Below are 19,162 nucleotides of genomic sequence, written 5' to 3' on the forward strand. Positions count from 1 at the left end.
CGCGGAACACACAACGATGGAAGGACTATCGCAACTCTGGCTGAGCACGGGAATCTCGAATTTCCAGTGGGGCCAGGCCGTGATGATGAGCGTCGGCTTCCTGCTGATCTTCCTGGCCGTACGGAAGGGGTTCGAGCCCTTGCTCCTGCTGCCGATTGGCTTCGGGGCCGTGCTGAGCAACATCCCGGTGGCGGGCATTGCCGAGGAGGGCGGGCTGCTTTCCTACCTGTATCTCGGAATTAAATCAGGGGTGTTTCCGCTACTGATCTTCATGGGTGTCGGGGCCATGACCGATTTCGGTCCGATGCTCGCAAATCCGAAGACGCTGCTGCTGGGTGCGGCGGCGCAGTTCGGCATCTTCGGCACGCTGTTCGGGGCGCTGGCGCTCAACCTCATTCCCGGAATGCACTTCACGTTCAAGGACGCCGCAGCGATCGCGATCATCGGCGGAGCCGATGGCCCGACGGCAATCTACGTCGCATCGAAACTGGCGCCCGAACTGCTTGGCGCCATTGCCGTCGCCGCCTATTCCTACATGGCGCTGGTACCCTTGATACAGCCACCCATCATGCGCGCGCTGACCACCCGGGAAGAGCGGCTGATCGAGATGGCGCAGCTACGTCTGGTCAGCCGTCAGGAAAAGGTCATCTTCCCGATGGTCCTGCTCATCCTCAGCGCGATGCTGCTGCCCTCCGCCGCACCGCTGATCGGCATGTTCTGCCTCGGCAATCTGATGCGGGAATGCGGTGTGGTCGAACGCCTCAGTAAAACCGCCCAGAACGAGTTGATCAACACCGTCACGATCTTCCTTGGCTTGGCCGTTGGCTCGAAACTGAGCGCCGCGAGCTTCCTGCGCCCCGAAACGATCGGCATCCTGGTGCTGGGAGCCATCGCGTTCTCATTCGGTACCGCATCGGGGGTCATGATGGGCAAGCTGATGAACCGCTTCAGCGAGAACAAAGTCAATCCGCTGATCGGCGCGGCTGGTGTTTCGGCGGTCCCGATGTCGGCCCGGGTCGCCAACAAGGTCGGCCAGGAAAGCAACCCGCACAACTTTTTGCTAATGCATGCCATGGGGCCGAACGTCGCGGGCGTGATCGGGTCCGCGGTCGCCGCTGGCGTGCTGCTCGCGCTGGTGCAGTAACGACTGGCCCCTAGCTCCCTAGCTCCCTAGCTCCCGCGGGCGGCTGACAAGGCCGTCAGGAAACGGTAGAATGCGCGGCTACGGAGAGATGGCCGAGTGGTTGAAGGCGCACGCCTGGAAAGTGTGTATACGCTAAACCCGTATCGAGGGTTCGAATCCCTCTCTCTCCGCCAGTCACCAAAGCACTTTCTTCTTGCCTTTCGCCCGTTTTTTCGACCCCGGCGCTCAGTCTAACCGCGCCGCAAACGTCGCCAAGCGCGCGGCGAAGCGTTCACCCGCTCGGTCTCACACTCCCGTGTCCTGCGGCAAGCACGCCGACCATTCCTGCCCTGATCTAACCACCGCGGCTCAAGCGATGTCCGAACCGCGTGTAGAACGCCTTCATCAGAAACGGCGGCAATAGCGTGGTCAGCGCGATCACGATGACCAGCGCCGCATGGATCTCGTTGCTCAGGATGCCGGAACTGCGGCCCAGCTGAGCGAAGATCAGTCCCACCTCGCCACGCGGAACCATCGCCAGTCCGATGGCCAGAGTCGTCAGGGGCCGCTCACCGGCAAAGACTGCTCCGGCCATCTTGCCCGCAAGCGCCACGGCAAAGACGAGGGCAGAGAACATCCAGATGAATGGCGAGTCCCAGTCGACCGTGGTCAGGTCCAACGACAAACCCACCATGACGAAGAAGATCGGCGTGAACAGCTGAACGATGGGCTGCATATCCTGCTCGACGCGCTCGGCAAAGTCGCTGTCGGTATGGAATGCAACGCCGAGGGGCAGGAAGAAGCGCCGCGACAGCGCCAGGCCCGCGGCAAATCCGCCGAGCATCTCCGGGGCCCCGACCTCGTGCGCCAGCCAGGCGAAGAACAATACCAGCGAAACGATCACCGTCGGGATCAGGCCTTTCGTCCGCGATGCCGCATGCAGATGGCGCACCAGCAAAGCGAGCAACTTCGCCATGACAGGGGCCAGGACGAAAAAAATGCCGACGAACACCAGGACCCTGCCGGCGTTGGACCATTGCACCGCGCCGGCGATGGAAAACTCGTACAGGACGGCAAGCAGCACGACCCCCAGAATGTCGTCGATGACCGCGGCACCCAGCACGATCTGGGCTTCCCGCTGGTGCCTGCGCTTGAGGTCGGTCAGCACGCGGATGGTGATACCGATGCTGGTGGCCGTCAGCGTGCCGCCCACGAACAGCGAAACCAGTCGCGGCAGACCGAACACCAGTTCGCACAGCCCCCAACCCAGCGCGAACGGCAGCACGAATCCGGCGCCGGCCACCAGCGCCGATTTCACGCCCGCGCGCGCCAACTGACGAATGTCGGTATCGAGACCGGCTTCGAACAGCAGCAGGATGATCCCGATCTCCGCCAGCAACCTGAGCACCGGTTCCGGCTGCAGCCAAGCCAGGACGCTGGGCCCGAGCACGATGCCGGCGATGAGTTCCCCGACCACGGGGGGGCTCCGGAGCCACGCCGCGGTCTCCGCGCAGGCCCGGGCCGCGATCAGAATGACCATCAAGTGGAGGAAGAAAATGTGCACGTCCATCGATCGCTCTCTCCCAATCGGGCAGCCGGCCCGTTCGCCCGGCATTACCGCTGCTGCGCGCTGCCTTCACGCCACTCTGGCAGCCACTCTCGAGCGATGCAACGGAGCCGTGCCGACTGCCACCCCGTGCGCCCCTCGCGGTCAGCGCCCGCGGCGCCAGGCGATCGCCAGCCCGAGAAAGGCCACGCCCAATGCCAATGTTGCGATCGCGGCGCTGAGGACCCAGGGGAGTTCGGCCGCCGTGTACGGATAATTAGGCGCGTGCGCAGCCACCGCGAGCAGCAAGGCCGGAGCGAACATCTTCAAGGCCGCAGTGCGCGCGCCAGCGTATCGGAGAGTGAACAGGGCTTCGGCTAGAAGCGCAGCGGCCAACGCGGTCGCAAGTGCGGCGAGCAAGACGCCGACGCCCGGAGACGGTGCCGTCTGCAGGACCGAATACAACTCGGCGACCCCGGCCACCAACTGCGCGCCGATCACCAGACCGAGAGCCCCCGCGAGAACGGTCGCCACTCCGACGGCGGGTGCTTTCGGAGATGGCCTGGCCGGCGCCTGCCCGCGTGCACCTGCCCGCCATCGCACGACCGCCTTCTCGGCCTCGACGATCAGAAACACCAGGACCGCCGCGGCGAGAATGCGCGACCAAGCCCCCCCGCTGAGCGCACGCGAGGCGAAGGCGGTCTGCATGAACGGCGCATACGTGAAAACGAACTGGACGCCGACGAGAATACCCATCGCGATCACCGCGTAGCGGTTGCCGACCCAAGCCACGGCAGAGAGACTGCTGCCGATGAAGTAGCGGCTGTTGATCAGATAGACCAATTGGGCTGCCACCAGGGCATTCACCGCAGCTGTCCGCGCAACCTCGACCGTCTCGCCACGGCTCAGTTCCCATTCGTATAGACCCAGGGTCGCGGCGATCAGCAGCAGCGATACGTAAAAGATGCGCCACAACATGTAACGGGTCACCAGCGGCTCGCCCGGCGCGCGTGGCGGGCGCTCCATCAAGTCGCCCTCCGGTGCCTCGAAGGCCAGGGTCAGGGCCAGCGTGACGGCGATGATGAGATTGATCCACAGGATTTGTAATGGTGTGACCGGCAGTTCATCACCCAATAGGATCGCGGCAATGATGACGCCGCCCTGCCCGCCATTGGTCGGTATCGTGAACAGGATGGTCTTGCGCAGGTTGTCGTAGACCGTGCGACCTTCCTCGACGGCCGTGGCGATGGTCGCGAAGTTGTCGTCGGCCAGCACCATCTCCGCCGCTTCCTTGGCCGCCTCGGTGCCGCGGTGGCCCATCGCGACGCCAATATCGGCGGCCTTCAGCGCTGGCGCATCGTTGACACCATCGCCTGTCATCGACACCACCTGTCCGTCCGTCCGCAATGCCCGCACCAGGCGCAGTTTGTGTTCCGGATTGGCGCGCGCAAACACATCCACATCCGAAACCCGCAGCTTCAGTTCGGCATCGGACAGCATTTCGATGTCGGCACCTGTCAGTGCGCTAGCGCCGTCACCGATCCCCAGTTGACGGCCGATCGCACAGGCGGTCGCCGCGTGATCGCCGGTGATCATCTTGACCCTGATGCCGGCGCGCCGGCACTGGGCGACCGCCTCGACGGCCTCCGGGCGCGGCGGGTCGATCATGCCCACCACGCCGAGCAGGCTGAAATCGCCTTCGGTGTGGGAAAAGTTCAGCGCGCCGGACACCACCGGCAGCGGCTTCACTGCCAAGGCCAGCAGACGCTGCCCGCGGGCCGCGATATCCTCGATCCGCCGATGCCACAGTGCCGGCTCGATCTGCTGATCCTGGCCCTCGAACCGCTGACGGTTACAGCGCTCCAGCACCACTTCCGGCGCACCCTTCAGGAAGATCAGGCCATGGCCGGAGTGGTCGCGGTGCAGCGTGGCCATGAAGCGGTGCTCGGACTCGAACGGAATGGCGTCGACACGCGGCAGGGTCTGGTGTTCGAAGTCGGCAGCCAATCCGGCCTTGAGCGCAAGCACCACAAGCCCACCTTCAGTGGGGTCGCCTTCGAGACGCCATTCGCCGCCTTCCTGATGCAAAGCCGCGTCGTTGCACAACAGCGCGGCGCGCGCCAGTTCGATCAGGTCGGGACTGTCGGCGACCGCAAACTCGACGCCACCCCGGTTGAAACCGCCGTGCGGGGAATACCCGGCTCCGCTGACGAGCCACTCCTCCGCGGCGGTCGCAACGGTCTGGACGGTCATCTCATTGCAGGTCAGCGTTCCAGTCTTGTCCGAGCAGATGACCGTGACCGAACCGAGCGTCTCGACGGCCGGCAGCTTGCGCAAAATCGCCCGGCGTTGAGCCATGCGTCGCACGCCGACCGCCAGGGTGATGGTCACAATGGCAGGCAAACCCTCGGGGATGGCGGCCACGGCCAAGCTCACCGCCGCCATGAACAGATCCTCGACCTCGAGCCGTTGAGTGAGCCAGCCGAAGAAGAAGGTGGCCCCAGCCGCTCCGAGGATGATCGCGGTCAGCCAGCGCGAGAACTGGGCGATCTTCAGCAGCAAAGGGGTCGCCAAGTCACCCACTGCCGCCAGCATCGAGCTGATCCGCCCAATCTCGGTGGCCGACCCGGTGGCGACGACGATGCCCGCACCCTGCCCGTAGGTCACCAGCGTACCCGAGTGTGCCATTCCGACACGGTCGCCCACCGGCGCGCCCGCCTCGACCGGTTCCGGCGCCTTTTCGACCGGAACCGATTCGCCGGTCAACACCGACTCGTCGATACGCAGCGAGCGGACCTCGATCAGCCGCAGATCTGCGGGAACCTTGTCGCCGGATTGCAGGAACACCCGATCGCCCGGCACCAGGGTCTCGGCAGGCACCGTTCGCCGCCGCCCGCCGCGCACCACGGTCGCGGTCGGGGACAGCAGATTTCGCACGGCTTCCAGCGCCGCCTCGGCCTTGCCTTCCTGGATGAATCCGATCAGCGCGTTGAGAACCACCACGGCCACGATGACCGCCGTATCGACATAGTCCCCCAGCAGTGCCGTCGTGATTCCGGCCGCAATAAGTACGTAAATCAGAAGGTTATGGAACTGCAGCAGGAAGCGCACCAAAGCGCCGCGCTTCCGCACCTGCGGCAGGCGATTGGGGCCGTAGCGACGCAGACGCTCATCGGCCTCCGCTTCGCTCAGGCCTTGCTCGCCGTCTGCCTGCAGGCGCTCGATCGCCGCATCCACCGTGAGTGCGTGCCAGGCAACCGGATGGGTGGACTGCGTCAGCGACGCGTCCCCTGGTTTCGAAGTGTTCATAATTGCCTCTGCTTGGTAACAGCCGAGATGGATGACCGTCCGGGTCGCGGCCGCGGTTACCCCGGAGCGGACGATCCGTCAAGCCGGCATGCCGGGGCACGGCCGTGTCCGGCCATCGAAACGGCAAACTTCATCCCCCGGATACGCCTCCGCGCTACTGGGGTGCCACCGGCTCCGGAGTCACTCGATCGAGATCCGTCACAAGCAGGTCGCAGTTCGCAAGTGACGCCACACGTTTGGTCGTACTACCCAACAGCCAGTCGGCCAGAAGACCGGAACCGCCTCGGCCGATAACGATGAGGTCGCAATCCTGTTCCTGCTCCTGCTCGAGGATTCGCGTCGTCGGCCGGCCGTAGACGATCGCCGCGGGCGAAACCGGACCGGACAGTGCCGCGTACCGCGCCAATGCCTCCATTTTCAGCGTCGCCTCGGCTCGGGTGGCCGCTTGCAGTTCGATCATCTCGACGTCGGTCAGCCCCGCATAGTGCAGCTTTCGCTCGAAAGGCAGCTCGAACGCATGCATCAGGGACAGTTCCGCATCAGTCGAAACAGCGCGAGCCAGATCGACAGCGGTTTCGGGATAACCTGAAAAGTCGACGGGCACCAGAATCCTGCGGTACGGCTCATGCGGCGTCTGCTTGACGATCAGCACCGGGCGACGGGTCATCCGCAAGGTACGTTCCGTCGTCGTACCCAACATCAGCTCCGGCACGAAGCCGGCGCCGCGAGCCCCCATGACCAGCAGATCGGCTCTGATCCGGTCGGCAAAGGCGACGATTTCCGGCAGCACCGAGCCGGTGACGAGCCGCGCTTCGACGTCGATCGCATGGGATCGTCCGAGACCGTCAGCCAGTTCGGACAACACGCGTGCGGCCTCATCCAGCAGGCGCCGCTCACGCAGTTCGCCAGAGTCCCCGAGGACATGGCGCAGCCCTTCGATCAAGCGCATGTCCACGACATGCAGCAGCACGAGCCTGGCACCGCAGCCGGCGGCCAGCAAGCCAGCCCGGTGGACGGCATGCCGCGCCGGAGCGGACAGATCGGTTGCGACCAGCAATGTGCGAAACGGGTTCATCTGCTCACCCTGTCCCCGGAGCGACGGATCACGCCGCTGCTTACTCTTTATTCCCAAGTCATCCGGCGGGCCGGTTCGGATTCCTGCCGAGGGCCTGTCAGGCCGGGGCTACGGCCCGCGTTGACGGGGCGCACACGCGCCTGCACCGCCCCTTAACCGACCAACCGGGCTTCGGCATTTTGCAGGTCACCGGGCGGGCCGAACAGGACGATGACGTCACCTGCTTCAAGCCGGGTGTCGGGCGGCGGAGCCAGCACACGAGCCCCCTGCCGGACCAACGCCGCCGACACCACGCCATCCAGCCCAAGGTCGGACAGCGTACGTCCCACGGCACCGCCATCCGGCGGCACCAACACGGGTCGCAAACGGTCGCTGCCGGCCGCGTCCGGCTCGTCGGCAAAAACGCTGTCACCACGAAAAAACTCGCGGAGCAACAGGTAACGTTCCTGCCGCTGTTCCCGGACGCGCCGCATCACCCGGGACAGTGGCACATCCAGCAGGAGCAACGCCTGGGATGCGATCATCAGCCCCGCCTCCAGCGTCTCCGGAACAACCTCGGTCGCACCGGCTTGCCTCAAGTCTTCGACATGAGCCTCATCGCGCGTGCGTACCATGACCGGCAGTTCCGGGCGCAGGGTCCGGACATTCGCCAATACCTTGCGAGCCGCGGCAAGGTCGTCGTAACTGACGACCACCAGACGCGCCGTACGCACGCCGACTGCCTCCAGCATGTCGCGCAGAGCGGAATCACCGTAGTAGACTGGTTCGCCGGCGATACGCGCCTCCCGGACCCGGGAGGGATCCAGATCCAGCGCCACATAAGCGATCCGCTCCTTTTCCAGCAGATGCCCGACGCTCTGGCCAATGCGGCCATAACCACAGATGATGGCATGGTCGCGCAGCGTTTCACCCAGCTCATCAAACGACACCGCACTGTTGAGTTCGGGTGGGACTGAGCGACCCTCTCCCGCCAGAGCGCCGGCGATGGCCCTGTTGAAGCGAATCAGCAGGGGCGCGACGATCATCGAGAACAATACGGCGGTCAAAACGATCTGCGCGGGCTCCTCCGCGATGATGCCCGCGCCCAGTGCCAGTGCGAGCAGCGCGAAGCCGAACTCCCCGCCGACCGCGACCAGCAACCCGACGCGCCATGCCGTCAGCGCGTCGATTCCGACCCAGCGTCCCAGCCCGGCGACCAGCAGGGTCTTGACGCCGAGCAACGCAAGGGCGCCGACCACGGCCCAGTGCCAGATCGCGGGGATCGCCGAAGGATCCACGAGCATACCGATGCCCACGAAGAACAACCCCAGCAAGACATCCCGGAACGGCCTGATCGTGGCTTCCATCTGATGGCGGAACTCGGTCTCGCTGAGCATCATTCCGGCGAGAAACGCGCCAAAGGGCATCGACAAGCCGAGCAGATGGGTCAGTGACGCGGCCCCCAGACAGGTCAACAGCACCGTCAGAGTGAACAGCTCCGCCGAGCGGCGCTCGGCGACCGCATGAAACAGCGGACGCAGCAGCCACCGTCCCGCGGCGAACATCAGCGCGAACGCCAACACGGCCTTGCCCAGCGCTCCGGTCAGAGAGTCCATCAGCCCCAGTTCGAGGGCTTGGCCCAGCACCGGAATGGCCACGACCAGCGGCACGGTCGTGACATCCTGGAACACCGAGAGCGCGACACCTAGGCGCCCATGGCGGCTATGCTCTTCACCCTGCTCGGACAGCTGTTGGCTGATCACGGTGGTCGAGGATTGCGCGAAAACCGCACCGACCACGAAGGCTGCCGCGGGCGGCAATCCAGCCAGCCAGGCCGCGACCCCAATCACAGCCGTGGTCAGCGCTACTTGCGCCGTACCGAGCCCGAGCACCAGATGCCGCAGCGCGCGCAGTTGTGAGAGCGAAAAGCTCAGGCCGATGGTGAACAGCAGAAATACGATGCCGAATTCCGCCGCACTCTTGATGTGCTGGTGCTCGATCACCGGCCCGGCCGTGTGTGGACCGAGCAGCAGCCCCACCAGCAGGTAGGCAAGGCTCGACGGAATGTGCAGTCGCTGAAACAGGAACACCACGCCGACCGTGCACCCAAGCAACAGCAACATGTCGAGAAACCAGGAATGGAACATCAGTGTCATGGCTTCAAAATCCGCGGTATCCCGGGACAACCCTTAACGCGGCGCCCTCTTGTAATAGAGTGGTGGCTCCATCGAGTCGTTCAAGCCAGCCCCTGCCCGGCAGAGACCATTGCACTGTTTACCGCACCGCTTCACTGGCTCGCTCAGGCACCACCAGCGAGGTTCCTGACCTCCACGCTGATGCCGTTGTCGCGGGAAGCCGCAACGAAATCGTTGATGGCCTCCAGGATGTCCTGATCGACGAAACGGGCACGGCTGCCGTCGATGATCAGATTGCCTCCCTCGTCGATACTGTCGAGGAGCGTGCGCAGTAAGGCCTTGTTCAGAAAGGAAACGTCTTTCTGCAGCCGCAGCAGATAGTTCTTCCCATCCCGGGTCAGAGTGATCGCGGCATGAAAATTAGCCCGGATCACGAAAAACAAGCCGACCACCATGCCGATCGCGATGCCCTTTAACAGGTCGCTGATCAGGATCGCGGCAATCGTGATCACGAACGGCAGCAGCTGATTCATCCCCTTCCGATACATCTCGACGAACAGCGCCGGCTTCGCCAGCTTGTAGCCCGTCAGCAGCAGCACGGCCGCAAGCGTCGCCAGTGGAATCAGGTTCAGCCCCCAGGTCAGGAAACTGACGCTCATCAGCAATAGCACCCCGTGGACGAAGGCCGCGACCTTGGTGCGTCCCCCGGCGTTGACGTTCGCCGCGCTCCGCACGATGACAGCGGTCATCGGCAAACCGCCCATCAGCCCGCACAGGAAGTTGCCAAAACCCTGGGCGCACAGTTCGCGATTGGTTGGGGCCACCCGTTTCAGCGGATCGAGCTTGTCGACCGCCTCCAGACTCAATAGGGTCTCAAGACTCGCGACGATAGCCAGCGTCACCGCGATCACATAGACATCCGGATTCCAGATGGCCGAAAAGTCCGGCGGGGTGAAATGATTGATGAAGTCTGCCAGCCCCGCGACTTCCGATAACTGCACCAAGTGCTCGTGTACGATCTGCAGGGCGGGGAAGTAGCTAGCCGTGATGAGGTTATAGGCGATCCCCCAAACCACGGCGACCAGGGGACCTGGCACCAACGACAGCAGGCGGTTGCGTTTGAATGGGGCCGTTTCCCACGCCAGCATGATCGCTATAGCCACCACACTGACGATCACGGCGCCGACGGAGATCTGGCCGAATGAGCGGAAAAGATCCAGCACCGTGCCCTCGGCATCGAGGGGCATGTACGTCTCGTCGCCCTCGAGTTCGGCGTCATAGCCTATGGCATGCGGCAACTGCTTCATGATCAGGATGATTCCGATCGCTGACAGCATGCCTTTGATAACCGACGTGGGAAAGTACGCGCCGATCAGACCGGCGCGCAACACGCCGAGCGCGAACTGTATCAGCCCCGCCAGCGTGACGGCCAGCAGGAACTTGTCGAAGCTACCGAGCGTCTCGATGGCGGTCAACACGATGACCGTCAAACCGGCGGCAGGACCACTGACGCTCAGTTGCGAGCCGCTCGCCCACGAAACAATGACACCACCGACGATACCCGTGATGAGTCCGGAGAACAGCGGCGCTCCCGACGCGAGCGCAATGCCCAGACACAGCGGCAAGGCCACCAGGAAAACGACGATGCCTGCCGGGATGTCATTCTGCAGATGTCCGACGTAATAGTCGACGTGTTTTCGGATCATGGGATGCCAGTTCGAAGTTGGAATGATTTTTGGGGTACGGGGAATTGAGTTGGCCGGCCTTGACCACCATCGCACACGCTGGCGGTCGAGGCGGTGGCGCTGATCAGGTGTACGCTGCGCCAGCGGTTCTCTTTCAGGGTGACTGACACCTGACGGGCTCCATTCGGCCGAGCGCCCTTCGCGACGCCCAGCAGGGACCGGCCTGACACGAGCGGTGCGCCCTCACCGTCGCATGCCGTCTGCGGCGAGGCAGAGCACTAGCGCCCTTACTCGGTCCGGGTCCTGTTCCGCTAGTCCTTTCCGCACCGAACCGGGCCAAAGCGGGGCACCCGCCGCTAGAGGAGCGGCTCAGCACGCCAGGCCTTTGCGGAGACAGGCAAGGGTTTGTCACGTGGTGCAGGCCACGACAAGCTTCGACTCCTGCCCGAGTTTACGCGCACTGTCGGCGAATTGACCAGCGGACAACCGATCCATCCAATGCACTGCATCCGGACGGATGGGCTTCGCCGGAGGTGATGGCGCAATCGTGAATCTGATGACGATAGAGCGAAGCGTCGAGGTGGACTTGGCTGGTATCGCTCGCGGAGATGACAAGACCGACAAGTAGGTGTCCACAGGACTTCGACATTCTTCCATGCAACCGGGCGATCGCCCGAGCTTGTAAGCTTGCCGAATCGATACCCTGCCGGATCGCCCCCACCGACAGGGCATCGGGTGCGCGCTATGGGGCCTCGGCCACGCCAGGCACCACGGAACCCTCCAACGATACCCGTGCCGCTGTCCATTCGTCGCCGGCGAGAATCACATCCGCGGGCGCAGGCGGCGAGGCCCGCCGGTCACCGAGCAGAATGGGGCCGGCGCTGACCGCCAAAACTACCGTCATGGCGGCCGCGCGTTCCACCCAACGCCGCCACGAAACCCTATCGGCTGGCCAGCGCCCACCCTCCCCCGTCGCGCGCGACCCGGCCGCATTCCCCATCGGATCGAGCCGCTTCCACGGGCTCGACTTCAACCAGACCAGCAGTGCACCGAATAGAATCATTGTCGCGATACCGCCAAGATTGATCGCGACGATGCTCAACGGGTGATGCCCGACCAGATCGAAAACCATACCTCCGACATAGGACAGCACCATGGAGATCATAAAGATAGGGAGGGATTGCTGCCCCATCTGCACAATCAGCCGCCCCGCCGGGCGGCTCAGCCAAAGCTGCGGGCCGCGGAAGACGACACTGGCCAGATACGCCAGCGCCAAAAAGTGGACTAGCCGCAGCGGTCCGAAACGTGTCTTTTCCAACCAGGGCAACAGACTGGCGTGCAGCTCCTGCAGAAACACTGTCGGGCGCAGTTCCGGCTCGGGGCTGAGTGGCAGCGAGAGCGCAATGATCGCGAGGCTCAACACCACCAGCGTGCGCGTCGGTGGCGGTGGGCGCAACCAACCCGCCCCGAAAGCGTAGCCGATGAAGAAGATCAGTTGCCAGCCGAAGGGGTTGAAAAACCAGGGGCGGTCGCCAACCGGATCCGCTAGGAACTCGAGATCCCACACCCACATCGCCAAATAGACCCCAACCGGCAACGTCATCGCGAATACGCGTCCTATCTGCGCCACTGCGAGGACACCCGGTATCCACAGCATCATGACCAGGTACATCGGCAGGATGTCGAAGTAATGCGGTACGTAGCGCAGAGCCAGCAGGGAACGAAGTGCGTCCTCGGTATCATCGAAAAAGTAGCGGATATTGAGGTGTGTGATGTAGTCCCGTGTTTCCAGCAGGCTGTTGCCGAGGACACAGGTCACCGCCAGTAACCCGAACAGCGCCAGATGAGCGGCATAGATCTGGCCGCAGCGGTGAAACACGCGCAGACTGCCGAGGGCGAGTCCGGCGGCACGGAAGGTCTTGCCGTAGGCAAGCGCCGCGGCGAAGCCGGAGGCGAAGACGAATATCTCGGCCGCATCGCTCAGGCCGAATCGCGACGGCGTGAACAGCAACGCCTCGTTCTCCGGAACGTGATTGATGAATATGATCAGCAACGCGACGCCACGGAAGAAATCGAGCGTCAGATTTCGGGACATTGCCGCTGGGTTGGTCAGGACGGACATGGTGCCTTGGGCTGAATGGAAGCGGGAACGGTCTGGTTGCGCTGTTTCGGGCAGCCCGCGCCAGCCTTGGGGGCCCTAGCCCGACAGAGCGGCACACAGTTTACGCCCCGAACCTTTCACGAACCTTTCATCCGGCCCTCGGTGCCGTCGCTGTGCACCACAACGGTTCACGCGGGTGCGGCGTCAACCCCCGCGGCCAGAGCGGATTCGGCGGCGGGCTCCACTCATTACACCAGAGCCAGGGGAGCCCCTGGCATCTAGATCGGTTCGTAGCGCAACTGCCGGAAAGCGCCAACGTCGGTGACCCAGGCGATGCCGTCGCCCTTTTGTCCCGTATGGCAGGTTTCGTGAATGATCCCCAGGATCTCGACGACCTTTTCCTCCGGCGCGATGATCTCGATGCGGACTTTCGGTGAGAATTCGGTCAGTTCCGACCAGACGTCCTCGTGTGACTCGGGACCATCGTGGTAGCTGCAGCCCTCGGCATGCACGACCGTCATGCCGGGGAAACCGTGCATTCTACGGAAAGCGGAGCGAAGTCGGCTGAGGCGCTGCGGCTGTATGACGGCTTTAATTTCTCTCATGGCGGGCTCCTAGGCTTCGATAGGACGGTCTTCGAACCAACGGTAAAGGGTCGGCAACACGACGAGCGTCAACAAGGTCGAGGTTATCAATCCACCGATCACGACGATCGCGAGCGGTCGCTGCACCTCTGACCCGGGCCCCGTCGCGAACAGGAAGGGCATCAGGCCCAGCATCGCGACCGTGGCCGTCATCATCACCGGACGGAAACGCTGCTGGCAACCCTCGATCAGGGCGGCGCGCTGCGGCATTCCCCCGTCGCGCAAGCTGCGGATATACGAGATCAGCACAACACCGTTCAGGACCGCGATACCCCACAAGGTGATGAACCCGACCGAGGCCGGGACCGAGAGATATTCCCCGGTAACGAACAGCGAAAAAATGCCGCCGATCGACGCGAAGGGCAAGACCAGAATAATCAGGCTCGCGAAGCGCAGCGAATTGAACAGCAGGAAGAGCAGAAAAAAAATGGCGGCGATCGTCAGCGGAATGATCACCATCAGACGCTTCATCGCTCGTTCCAGATTCTCGAACTGGCCGCCCCATTTCAGGAAATACCCGTCGGGCAAGTCGACACGGTCCGCGATCGCCTGCTGCAATTCGGCCACGAAGCCTCCCAGATCGCGCCCGCGAACATTGGCCCCGATGACGATTCGTCGCCGTGCCATTTCCCGGCTGATCTGCGCCGGTCCATCCACGAGTCGGATGCTTGCCAGGTCACGCAGGGGCACGCGGGCCCCTTTCGGCGAATCGAGCAGGATGGCGCCGATCGCCTTCGGATCGGCACGAAAGGCGGGTGGGAAACGCACGACGGCATTGAAACGTCGCTCGCCTTCGTAGATCTCAGTGCTGACCCGCCCCGCGACGGCCGTCTCCAGCACGTCGTTGATATCGGCCACGTTGATCCCGTAGCGCGCGATCGTGCGCCGGTCGATATCCACCACCAGATACTGCTGGCCGCTGAGGCGCTCGACGCGGATGTCGGCCGAACCCGGAACCGAATTGACCACTTTGACGATCTCGTCAGCGGTTGCCTTCAGGTCCTCGAGTTCGTCGCCGAACAGCTTGATGGCAATGTCCGAGCGCACCCCCGTCAACATCTCGTCGACCCGATCGGAAATCGGCTGTGCCATGACGATCTGCACGCCGGGAATAACGCGAAGCTTCTCGCGCAACGCGTCCATGATGCGGTCCTGGTCCCAGCCCGGCGGCAGCTTGTCGCGGTCCGCAATCGTGACGATGGGGGTGGACTCGTTCTCCGGTTGGGAGTCCGTGGGGTTTTCGCTGCGCCCCAGCTGCGACACGGCCATCTCGACGCCGGGCACTTCCATGACCAGGCGCATTGCTTCGGTTTCCATCGCGATCGATTCATCCAGCGAGATGCTCGGAACGCGATTGATGCCGGTCACGATCGAGCCTTCCTTCATCTCCGGAATGAACGAGGTTCCGAGAAACGGAAACAGCGACACGCTGCCAACGAGCAGCAGCACGGCGAAAGCAACCACGGTCCGGGGCCGCTCCAACGCAAAGTGAAGCAACCTCAGGTAGGGCCGCTTCATCAGGGCGATGATCCAGGTATCGTGCTCGGCCCCTCCGCGCAGCAGATAGGAACACAACACGGGCGACAGCGTCAGCGAAATGATCAGTGACGCGAACAAGGCAATCGCGATCGTGTACGCCAGGGGCGCAAACATCTTGCCTTCGAGTCCACTCAAGGTCATCAGCGGCAGAAAGACCAGGCAGATGATGCCGATGCCGAACAGCACCGGGCTGCCGACTTCCGCTGCGGCGCGCAGCACAATGACGCTGCGCGCCTCGCCACTACCCTTCGCCTCACCGAGATGGCGAAAGGCGTTCTCGACGACGACCACCGATCCATCCACCATGATGCCGATGGCAATCGCCAACCCCCCCAGCGACATCAGATTCGCGGAGAGCCCGTAGCGGTTCATGACCATGAAGGTCACCAGCGGCGCGACGATCAGGGTGGCGACGACGATGAGGCTGGAGCGGATATCGCCCAGGTAGAGAAAGAGCACAACCACCACCAGCACGATCCCTTCGGTCAGCACCTTCGTGACCGTGTGGATGGCCGCATCCACCAGCACGGTGCGATCGTAGTACGGCACGATCTGCAAACCGCCGGGGAGCATGCCTTGCTCGTTGATCTCGCGGATCCGGTGCTTGACTTCGGTGACGATCCGCTTGGCGTTGCCGCCGCGGATCATCATGACGATGCCGCCGACGGATTCGGTTCGACCGTTCTTGATCACTGCGCCGTAGCGGACCGCCGACCCGATGCTGACCCTTGCCACGTTGTGCACGAAGACCGGCGTACCGCCAGCCTCCTTGAGCACGATGTCCTCGATGTCCTGGACGCCCTCGATCAGCCCGAGGCCGCGAATCAGATATTGCTGGGCGAAATAGGGCAATTTCCCGCCTCCCGCATTCGCGTTGTTCAGCGTCAGCGCGCTATAGACGTCCTTGACCGTGAGTCCGTAGTGGTGGAGCCGGTCGGGGTTCACCTCGACCTGGTACTGCCGCTCGTAGCCGCCGATGGAGTTGATTTCGGCCACTCCGGGAATCCCCCGCAGCAGGGGCCGCACGACCCAGTCCTGGATCGTCCGGCGTTCCATCAAGGCCTCCTCGGTCAGTGCGCGGTCCCCGTCCTGCGGACTGTCCAGCGTGTATTGATACACCTCGCCGAGACCCGTCGAGACCGGACCGAGCACGGGCGCTACACCCGGCGGCAGCCGCTCCGCCACCTCGATCAGTCGTTCCAGTACCAGCTGGCGAGCAAAATACACGTCGGTCTCATCCGTGAACACCAGCGTGATCTGCGATAGTGCATTCCGGTTCGCCGAGCGCATGTCGGTCAGGCCCGGCAAGCCGGTCATCGCAATCTCCAGCGGGACAGTAACGAACCGTTCAACCTCTTCGGGTGAACGCCCGGGCGCCTTCGCAGCAATCATGACCTGTACATTGGTGACATCCGGGAAGGCATCGACTGACAGATCATCGATCGCGGCGATACCGAAGCCGACAAGGCACAGCGCCAGAACCACCACGACCAAGCGCTGTTGCAGCGCAGAACGAATCAGCTTTTCGAGCATTCCGGGGGTAGCCTCCTTGGCGGCAGGGGGTAGCGAGCGGGACACGGGCTGACCACAACCTGGGTTGCAGTGACACATTCGGGTCACGCAGAATGGAGCGAAGCCGACACGCTCGGTCGCCCCCGTCCAGCGCACCGAGCCAGGGTCCGATTCTAAACCCCGAAACTTACACAGAGCTTTCAGGTGCCAGCGCCGGATGAACGTCCTTCTTGTCGAGGATGATGTTGCCCTTGCTGACGGCCTGAGCCACGCGCTGGCTCAGGCCGGCTTGCGCGTAACCAACGCAGGTAGTGCCAGCGCCGCCGACAGGCTGCTGTTGAACCACCAATACGATCTGGTGCTTCTCGATCTCGGCCTGCCCGACCGAGACGGATCCTGCGTGCTGGAACGGCTGCGTGCCCGCCGCGACTCAACCCCGGTGCTGATCCTGACGGCGCGCGATGCCATCGAAGACCGTGTGCGGGGATTGCAGCGGGGCGCAGACGACTACATCGTCAAACCCTTTGACCTGCGCGAGCTGGAAGCGCGGATCCACGCGCTGATCCGACGGCATCGCGGCGCGTTCGGCACGCTGTTGCAGGCCGGACGCCTGAGCTTGGACACCTCTGGGAGTCAGGCCATGGTCGACGGCGAGCCGTTGCTGCTATCGGCGCGGGAATACGGGGTACTCGAGGCCTTGATGGTGCAGACGGGGCGCGTGGTCAGCAAGGATCGCATCGCACAGCGGCTCTCCGTCAGCGGGGAGGAACTCGCCGATAACGCGATCGAGGTCTATGTCCACCGCCTGCGCAAGCGCATCGAGTCAGCGGGGGTGCGGATACGCACCGTTCGAGGGCTGGGGTATCTGCTGGAACGCGAAGCTGATGCGTAGCCCGACCAGTCTGCGCACCCAGCTGCTGACGCGTCTGGCGCTACCGATGGCCGTATTCGTCATGCTCGACGCCGGCGTGTCCTACTTCGTGGCCCTGCACTACGCGAATGTGGCCTATGACCGCTGGCTTTTGGATTCCGCGCGCTCGCTGGCGCAGGAAGTCAAGGCACAGAAGGGCCGCGTCGTGTTCGAGCTACCACCCACCGCGCTGGAGGTCTTCCAATGGGACGAGGTGGACAAGACGTTCTTCAAGATCGAGTCCTCACACCTCGGCTTCATGGCCGGGGATCGGGATATCCCGGCGCCCCCGGATATGGCGGCGGTTCGTGTACAGCCGCTGTATTTCGACAGCGCGATGCGCGGCCTCAACGTCCGCGTCGTCTCAATGGCGATAGCGCCGAAGAACAGCCCGGAAGAAGTCATTGTTCAGGTCGCAGAGACGGTGAACAAGCGCCGGGGCATGACGGCAGAGATCCTCGCCGCCGTGCTCGTGCCGCAACTCCTGCTCGTGCTGATCGGCGGGCTTCACGTATCCGCGGGGATCAATCGAGGCCTGCGTCCCCTGCACGCTCTCACACGGGAAATCGCCCAGCGGTCTCCGCGAGACCTCGCTCCGATTCCGGATACCCGCGTTCCGCTCGAAGTCCGGTCGCTGACGCATACGATCAATGGCCTGCTGAGCCGGCTGTCAACCGCCATGGCAACCCAGCAGCGCTTCATCGCGAATGCCGCCCACCAATTCCGCACGCCCGTCGCCGCACTTAAGGTACAAGTCGAACGAACGCTCAGGGAGCCCGACCTTGACCTGCAACGCACGGCAATGGAGCAGATTAAGTCGAGCGCCGAACGAATCTCCCGCCTTACGAGCCAACTGCTGGCGCTGGCCCGCTCCGAGGCAACCCTAGACGCTCAGTTCTCCTTTCAGCCTGTCCAACTGACCGATCTGGCCAGGGAGGTCTGTTTGGACTGGGCCCCGAAGGCCCTGCGATGTGGGGTCGAGCTCGGATTCGATGCGGGATCAGCGCCTCTCATCGTGGTGGGTGACGCGCACCTTCTGCGGGAGCTGATGCATAACCTGTTGGAGAATGCGCTGCTTTATGGCTCGGCGGGCGGGCAGATCGAGGTCAGACTTGCTGCGCGCCCGAACCCCGAACTGATGGTCGAGAACGACGGAAGTCCAGTGCCCAGAAGCGAGCGCGAACGCGTGTTTGAACGTTTTTATCGGGTGCCCGGCACTCCGGGTGAGGGTTGCGGCCTGGGGCTTGCGATCGTCAGGGAGATCGCCGATTTGCATCAGGCGGACGTCCGAATAGGGCGGCGAAATCGGGCCGGCGGCACACGGGTCCGGGTGCGTTTCAAGACCTGAGTAACCATCGACCCTGCTGCAGTCTGGACGGGCTTCACCCTGCCCGCGATTCCGCCCCAAGCATCCGGGGACGCAAGACGCATCCCCCTTTCGAGCCATGCGCGTGTCGCGGATGTGTTGGAGCGGACCTGGGTACAGCGCGTTCGGTCCCCCATGGCCCCCGCACAATAATCTGAAGAGCATAAAAAACCCCCGGGGGGCTTGCGCCCACCGGGGGTTCAGGTCACCCCGCCCGTCGCCGGGCGGTGTGCGCCGT

Annotated in this window: 11 protein-coding genes and 1 tRNA gene; 4 read left to right on the forward strand and 8 right to left on the reverse strand. The window is 63.7% G+C overall.

Going from position 1 to position 19,162, the window contains the following annotated elements; translation table 11 throughout:
- The first annotated feature begins 16 nt into the window (after positions 1-16).
- Together ACW73L_RS18500 and ACW73L_RS18505 are read left to right on the forward strand one after the other, a co-directional pair.
- On the forward strand, positions 17-1,144 hold the full coding sequence (locus tag ACW73L_RS18500; protein ID WP_129883956.1) for a sodium ion-translocating decarboxylase subunit beta: 1,128 nt from the start codon (positions 17-19) through the stop codon (positions 1,142-1,144).
- 82 nt (positions 1,145-1,226) lie between these two features.
- A tRNA-Ser gene (locus tag ACW73L_RS18505) sits at positions 1,227-1,317 on the forward strand.
- 161 nt (positions 1,318-1,478) lie between these two features.
- On the opposite strand, the gene ACW73L_RS18510 is transcribed toward ACW73L_RS18505, so the two are convergent.
- From ACW73L_RS18510 to ACW73L_RS18545, 8 genes are all read right to left on the reverse strand, one after another.
- Complete coding sequence (locus tag ACW73L_RS18510) at positions 1,479-2,693, reverse strand: cation:proton antiporter (RefSeq protein WP_498924055.1); 1,215 nt, start codon at positions 2,691-2,693, stop codon at positions 1,479-1,481.
- Positions 2,694-2,834: 141 nt separating this feature from the next.
- Positions 2,835-5,978 carry a cation-transporting P-type ATPase gene (locus ACW73L_RS18515; protein ID WP_498924056.1) on the reverse strand — a complete coding sequence of 1,048 codons (3,144 nt, stop codon included), beginning with the start codon at positions 5,976-5,978 and terminating at the stop codon, positions 2,835-2,837.
- 154 nt (positions 5,979-6,132) lie between these two features.
- On the reverse strand, positions 6,133-7,053 hold the full coding sequence (locus ACW73L_RS18520) for a universal stress protein (RefSeq protein ID WP_498924057.1): 921 nt from the start codon (positions 7,051-7,053) through the stop codon (positions 6,133-6,135).
- 152 nt (positions 7,054-7,205) lie between these two features.
- A complete protein-coding gene (locus ACW73L_RS18525) occupies positions 7,206-9,188 on the reverse strand; it encodes a monovalent cation:proton antiporter family protein (protein ID WP_498924058.1) in 1,983 nt (660 codons plus the stop codon).
- Positions 9,189-9,331: 143 nt separating this feature from the next.
- Positions 9,332-10,873 (reverse strand): SulP family inorganic anion transporter, encoded by a 1,542-nt coding sequence (locus ACW73L_RS18530; RefSeq protein ID WP_498924059.1) that lies wholly within the window; start codon positions 10,871-10,873, stop codon positions 9,332-9,334.
- Positions 10,874-11,594: 721 nt separating this feature from the next.
- A complete protein-coding gene (locus ACW73L_RS18535; protein WP_498924060.1) occupies positions 11,595-12,947 on the reverse strand; it encodes an OpgC family protein in 1,353 nt (450 codons plus the stop codon).
- 284 nt (positions 12,948-13,231) lie between these two features.
- Positions 13,232-13,558 (reverse strand): P-II family nitrogen regulator, encoded by a 327-nt coding sequence (locus ACW73L_RS18540; protein ID WP_129883945.1) that lies wholly within the window; start codon positions 13,556-13,558, stop codon positions 13,232-13,234.
- A gap of 9 nt (positions 13,559-13,567) precedes the next feature.
- Positions 13,568-16,669, reverse strand: a complete 3,102-nt coding sequence (locus tag ACW73L_RS18545) for an efflux RND transporter permease subunit (protein ID WP_498924061.1) — start codon at positions 16,667-16,669, stop codon at positions 13,568-13,570.
- 196 nt (positions 16,670-16,865) lie between these two features.
- Here ACW73L_RS18545 and ACW73L_RS18550 point away from each other — a divergent pair, with 196 nt between their 5' ends.
- Positions 16,866-17,540, forward strand: coding sequence for a response regulator (locus ACW73L_RS18550; RefSeq protein ID WP_498924062.1), 675 nt, complete (start codon positions 16,866-16,868; stop codon positions 17,538-17,540).
- Complete coding sequence (locus ACW73L_RS18555) at positions 17,533-18,906, forward strand: sensor histidine kinase (RefSeq protein WP_498924063.1); 1,374 nt, start codon at positions 17,533-17,535, stop codon at positions 18,904-18,906. The genes ACW73L_RS18550 and ACW73L_RS18555 overlap by 8 nt, the downstream gene beginning before the upstream one ends.
- Positions 18,907-19,162 lie beyond the last annotated feature (256 nt).

This window comes from Methylolobus aquaticus, from assembly GCF_054172105.1.

Bases quoted from the DNA above. Each gene is read 5' to 3' on its own strand.
- ACW73L_RS18525 (WP_498924058.1), bottom strand. From the start codon at position 9,188: ATGACACTGATGTTCCATTCCTGGTTTCTCGACATGTTGCTGTTGCTT.
- ACW73L_RS18530 (WP_498924059.1), bottom strand. From the start codon at position 10,873: ATGATCCGAAAACACGTCGACTATTACGTCGGACATCTGCAGAATGAC.
- ACW73L_RS18545 (WP_498924061.1), bottom strand. From the start codon at position 16,669: ATGCTCGAAAAGCTGATTCGTTCTGCGCTGCAACAGCGCTTGGTCGTG.
- ACW73L_RS18535 (WP_498924060.1), bottom strand. From the start codon at position 12,947: ATGTCCCGAAATCTGACGCTCGATTTCTTCCGTGGCGTCGCGTTGCTG.
- ACW73L_RS18555 (WP_498924063.1), top strand. From the start codon at position 17,533: ATGCGTAGCCCGACCAGTCTGCGCACCCAGCTGCTGACGCGTCTGGCG.
- ACW73L_RS18500 (WP_129883956.1), top strand. From the start codon at position 17: ATGGAAGGACTATCGCAACTCTGGCTGAGCACGGGAATCTCGAATTTC.
- ACW73L_RS18520 (WP_498924057.1), bottom strand. From the start codon at position 7,053: ATGAACCCGTTTCGCACATTGCTGGTCGCAACCGATCTGTCCGCTCCG.
- ACW73L_RS18510 (WP_498924055.1), bottom strand. From the start codon at position 2,693: ATGGACGTGCACATTTTCTTCCTCCACTTGATGGTCATTCTGATCGCG.
- ACW73L_RS18515 (WP_498924056.1), bottom strand. From the start codon at position 5,978: ATGAACACTTCGAAACCAGGGGACGCGTCGCTGACGCAGTCCACCCAT.
- ACW73L_RS18540 (WP_129883945.1), bottom strand. From the start codon at position 13,558: ATGAGAGAAATTAAAGCCGTCATACAGCCGCAGCGCCTCAGCCGACTT.
- ACW73L_RS18550 (WP_498924062.1), top strand. From the start codon at position 16,866: ATGAACGTCCTTCTTGTCGAGGATGATGTTGCCCTTGCTGACGGCCTG.